4 protein-coding genes are annotated in these 4,114 nt (G+C 70.5%); 2 read left to right on the plus strand and 2 right to left on the minus strand.

Features of this window, described 5'->3' with window-relative positions:
- Window positions 1–107: 107 nt before the first annotated feature.
- Window positions 108–1,244: a molecular chaperone DnaJ gene (dnaJ, locus tag ACFU8Q_RS39800; protein ID WP_384464619.1), complete on the minus strand. Its 1,137-nt coding sequence runs from the start codon at window positions 1,242–1,244 to the stop codon at window positions 108–110.
- Complete coding sequence (hrcA, locus tag ACFU8Q_RS39805; RefSeq protein WP_384464622.1) at window positions 1,245–2,261, minus strand: heat-inducible transcriptional repressor HrcA; 1,017 nt, start codon at window positions 2,259–2,261, stop codon at window positions 1,245–1,247.
- A 195-nt stretch (window positions 2,262–2,456) separates the two neighbouring features.
- On the opposite strand from hrcA, the gene ACFU8Q_RS39810 reads away from it, so the two are divergent.
- Together ACFU8Q_RS39810 and ACFU8Q_RS39815 are read left to right on the plus strand one after the other, a co-directional pair.
- On the plus strand, window positions 2,457–3,179 hold the full coding sequence (locus tag ACFU8Q_RS39810) for an MBL fold metallo-hydrolase (RefSeq protein ID WP_384464624.1): 723 nt from the start codon (window positions 2,457–2,459) through the stop codon (window positions 3,177–3,179).
- A gap of 25 nt (window positions 3,180–3,204) precedes the next feature.
- Window positions 3,205–4,041 carry a DUF3097 domain-containing protein gene (locus tag ACFU8Q_RS39815; RefSeq protein ID WP_384464627.1) on the plus strand — a complete coding sequence of 279 codons (837 nt, stop codon included), beginning with the start codon at window positions 3,205–3,207 and terminating at the stop codon, window positions 4,039–4,041.
- The last annotated feature ends 73 nt before the right edge of the window (window positions 4,042–4,114 follow it).

Here is a 4,114-nt window from a genome sequence, read left to right on the forward strand (position 1 = left end):
CGCCGGACGGCTCGGCAAGCGAGCCCGTCCGGCGTTCGGGGACGGCGTTCAAGGACGGTACGCAGGGGCAGGCGCGTCGTCGATCCTGCGCAGCTGTACAGGGACCGTCAGCGGCCGTTGAAGGCGTCCTTCAGACGGGAGAACAGCCCCTGCTGCCCGGGCTGGAACTGGCCGGTGGGCCGCTCCTCGCCGCGCAGCTTCGCGAGGTCCCGCAGCAGTCGCTCCTGTTCCGGGTCCAGCTTCGTCGGGGTCATGACCTCGACGTGCACGATCAGATCGCCGCGCCCGCCGCCCCGCAGATGCGTGATGCCGCGGCCGTGCAGCGGGACCGACTGGCCCGACTGCGTACCGGGCCGGATGTCGACCTCCTCCAGGCCGTCGAGCGTCTCCAGCGGCACCTTGGTGCCGAGCGCGCCCGCCGTCATGGGGATGGTGACCGTGCAGTGCAGATCGTCGCCGCGGCGCTGGAACACCGAGTGCGGCAGCTCGTGGATCTCCACGTACAGGTCACCGGCCGGGCCGCCGCCGGGGCCGACCTCGCCCTCGCCCGCGAGCTGGATGCGGGTGCCGTTGTCGACACCGGCGGGGATCTTCACGGTGAGCGTGCGCCTGGATCGGATGCGGCCGTCGCCGGCGCACTCCGGGCACGGGGTCGGCACGACCGTTCCGAAGCCCTGGCACTGCGGGCAGGGCCGCGAGGTCATGACCTGGCCGAGGAAGGACCGGGTGACCTGGGAGACCTCACCGCGGCCGCGGCACATGTCACAGGTCTGGGCGGAGGTGCCGGGTGCGGCGCCCTCGCCGTTGCAGGTCGTACAGACGACCGCCGTGTCGACCTGGATGTCCTTCGTGGTGCCGAACGCGGCCTCGGCGAGATCGATCTCCAGCCGGATCATCGCGTCCTGGCCGCGCCGGGTGCGCGAACGGGGTCCACGCTGCGACGACGTACCGAAGAACGCGTCCATGATGTCGGAGAAGTTGCCGAAGCCACCCTGTCCGAATCCGCCCGCGCCACCGCCGCCGGAGGCGGACAGCGGGTCACCGCCGAGGTCGTAGACCTGCTTCTTCTGCGCGTCCGACAACACCTCGTAGGCGGCGTTGATCTCCTTGAACCGCTCCTGGGTCTTCGGATCGGGGTTCACATCCGGATGCAGCTCGCGAGCGAGCCGCCGGAATGCCTTCTTGATCTCATCCTGAGATGCGTCGCGGCGCACGCCGAGTACGGCGTAGTAGTCCGTGGCCACTTACGACTCCGCCAGGATCTGTCCGACGTAACGTGCCACTGCGCGTACCGCTCCCATCGTTCCGGGGTAGTCCATGCGGGTCGGTCCGACCACGCCGAGTTTGGCGACTGCCTCGTCGCCCGAACCGTAGCCGACCGCGACGACGGACGTGGAGTTGAGCCCCTCGTGGGCGTTCTCGTGCCCGATTCGTACGGTCATGCCCGAGTCCTTGGCCTCGCCGAGCAGCTTCAGCAGCACGACCTGCTCCTCCAGTGCCTCCAGCACCGGCCGGATCACCACAGGGAAGTCGTGCCCGAAGCGGGTGAGGTTGGAGGTGCCGCCGATCATCAGCCGCTCCTCCGTCTCCTCGACGAGGGTTTCGAGCAGGGTGGAGAGCACGGTGGAGACCGTTCCCCGGTCCTCGCTCTCGAATGAGTCCGGCAGATCCTGCACCAATTGCGGGACATCCGCGAAGCGGCGCCCGACGACCCGGCTGTTGAGCCGGGCCCGCAGATCGGCGAGAGACGTCTCACCGAACGGGGCGGGGCAGTCGATCATGCGCTGTTCGACCCGGCCGGTGTCCGTGATCAGCACGAGCATCAGCCGGGCGGACGCCAGCGACAGCAGCTCCACATGCCGCACCGTGGACCGGGTCAGCGAGGGGTACTGCACGATGGCGACCTGCCGGGTCAGCTGCGCGAGCAGCCGTACGGTGCGACCCACGACGTCGTCGAGGTCGACCGCGCCGTCGAGGAAGTTGTGAATGGCACGGCGTTCCGGCGACGAGAGGGGCTTGACGCCCGCGAGCTTGTCGACGAAGAGCCGGTAGCCCTTGTCCGTCGGGATACGTCCCGCACTGGTGTGGGGCTGGGCGATGAAGCCCTCGTCCTCCAGCACCGCCATGTCGTTGCGGACGGTGGCCGGAGAGACCCCCAGCTTGTGCCGCTCGGTGAGCGCCTTGGAACCCACGGGCTCCTCGGTGCCGACATAGTCCTGGACGATGGCGCGCAGCACTTCGAGTCTGCGTTCGCTGAGCATCGCGCACACCTCCAGCTGTGTTCCTCGTGGTTCTCGGGCCGTTCCTGGTTCATTCCCAGGAATCCGCCTGGCACTCTGTCGTCGCGAGTGCCAGCAACCCCCCGGCCAGTGTACGGCGGCCGAGTGGGGGCCTAGCAAGGGCGACCGGCCACGCTACCCCGAGACCGCGCAGGTCGTTGCCGATAGCGTCGCGGTATGGATGCCTCTTGGGAAGAGTTCGGCTGGGAGCGACTCGGTCACGGAATGGGCCGCCGGCGCCTTCCCGGATGGGATGCGACCGTCGCACTGGTGGTCGGGGCGGAGGGAGTTCTGCTCTACGACACCGGATCGACACTCCGCGAAGGCGCCGAAGTACGGGCTCAGGCACAGGCCCTGCTCGGCCGCAAGGTGACGCATATCGCACTCAGCCACCCGCACTTCGACCATGTGCTGGGCACCGCGGCGTTCTCCGGCGCCCAGGTGTACGGGGCGGTCGGCATGGCGGGCCTGCTGAAGTCCGGGGCGGACGCCCTGTACGCCTCCGCGGTACGCCACGGCGTGTCCGAGCACGACGCGGCGGAGGCCACCGGAGTCGTGGTGGCGCCGCACCACGAGGTGTGCGGTGAGTGGACGCTCGATCTGGGGGGCGGCCGCCAGGTGCTGCTGGCGAACGTGGGCCCCGCCCACAGCGGCCACGACCTGGCAGTGCTCGTGCCCGGCTCCCCCGCCGTGGTGCTCTGCGGGGACCTGGTCGAGGAGTCCGGCGAACCGCAGGCGGGCCGGGACACGGTCCCGTCACGCTGGCCGGCCGCACTGGACCGGCTGCTGGAACTCGGGGGCGAGGACGCGGTGTACGTGCCGGGGCACGGAGCGGTGGTGGACGCGGCGTTCGTCAGGGGGCAGCGGGACCGGCTGGCCGCCCTCTTCGGCGTGTCGTGACCGGTTCCCGTCCTATCGTCTTCCGATGCGCAGCTACCAGCCGGACCTGACCCCGCCGTGGAAGAGGTCCGCCCCCGTTCCCGAGGTCCCCGCCGAGCCCGATCTGGTCGTGGAGGAGGTCTCCACCGGATTCTGCGGGGCGGTGATCCGCTGCGAGAAGACGGCCCAGGGTCCGACGGTGACCCTGGAGGACCGTTTCGGCAAGCACCGGGTGTTCCCGATGGAGCCGCGCGGCTTCCTGCTGGAGGGCCGGGTGGTCACGCTCGTACGGCCGTCGGCCGCCGCGCCCGTACGCCCGGCGCGCACAGCCTCGGGCTCGGTCGCGGTCCCCGGGGCGCGCGCCCGGGTCGCGCGGGCCGGCCGGATCTATGTGGAGGGCCGCCACGACGCGGAGCTGGTCGAGCGGGTCTGGGGCGACGATCTGCGGATCGAGGGCGTGGTCGTCGAATACCTGGAGGGCATCGACGACCTCCCGGCCGTCGTGCGCGAATTCTCCCCCGGCCCGGACGCCAGGCTGGGCGTCCTGGTCGACCACCTGGTTCCCGGCTCCAAGGAGTCCCGGATCGCGGACCAGGTCTCGGACGCGAACGTGCTGGTGGTCGGCCACCCCTACATCGACGTGTGGGAGGCGGTGAAGCCGTCGTCCGTGGGGATCGCCGACTGGCCGGTGATCCCGCGCGGCCAGGACTGGAAGACGGGCGTGTGCCGCGCGCTGGGCTGGGAGGAGAACACGGGCGCGGCCTGGCAGCGGATCCTGTCCACGGTGCGCTCGTACCGGGATCTGGAGCCGGCCCTGCTGGGCTCCGTGGAACACCTGATCGACTTCGTGACGGCGCCGGTGGACAGCCCCTCCGGCGCTTGAGGAGCGGGGGCACGGGTGCACCCGTGCGCCCGCGCCACGCAGTCGACCAGGTCCCAGTCACATATACACAACA

It is taken from the genome of Streptomyces sp. NPDC057543, assembly GCF_042801895.1.
Taxonomy (GTDB): Bacteria; Actinomycetota; Actinomycetes; order Streptomycetales; family Streptomycetaceae; genus Streptomyces.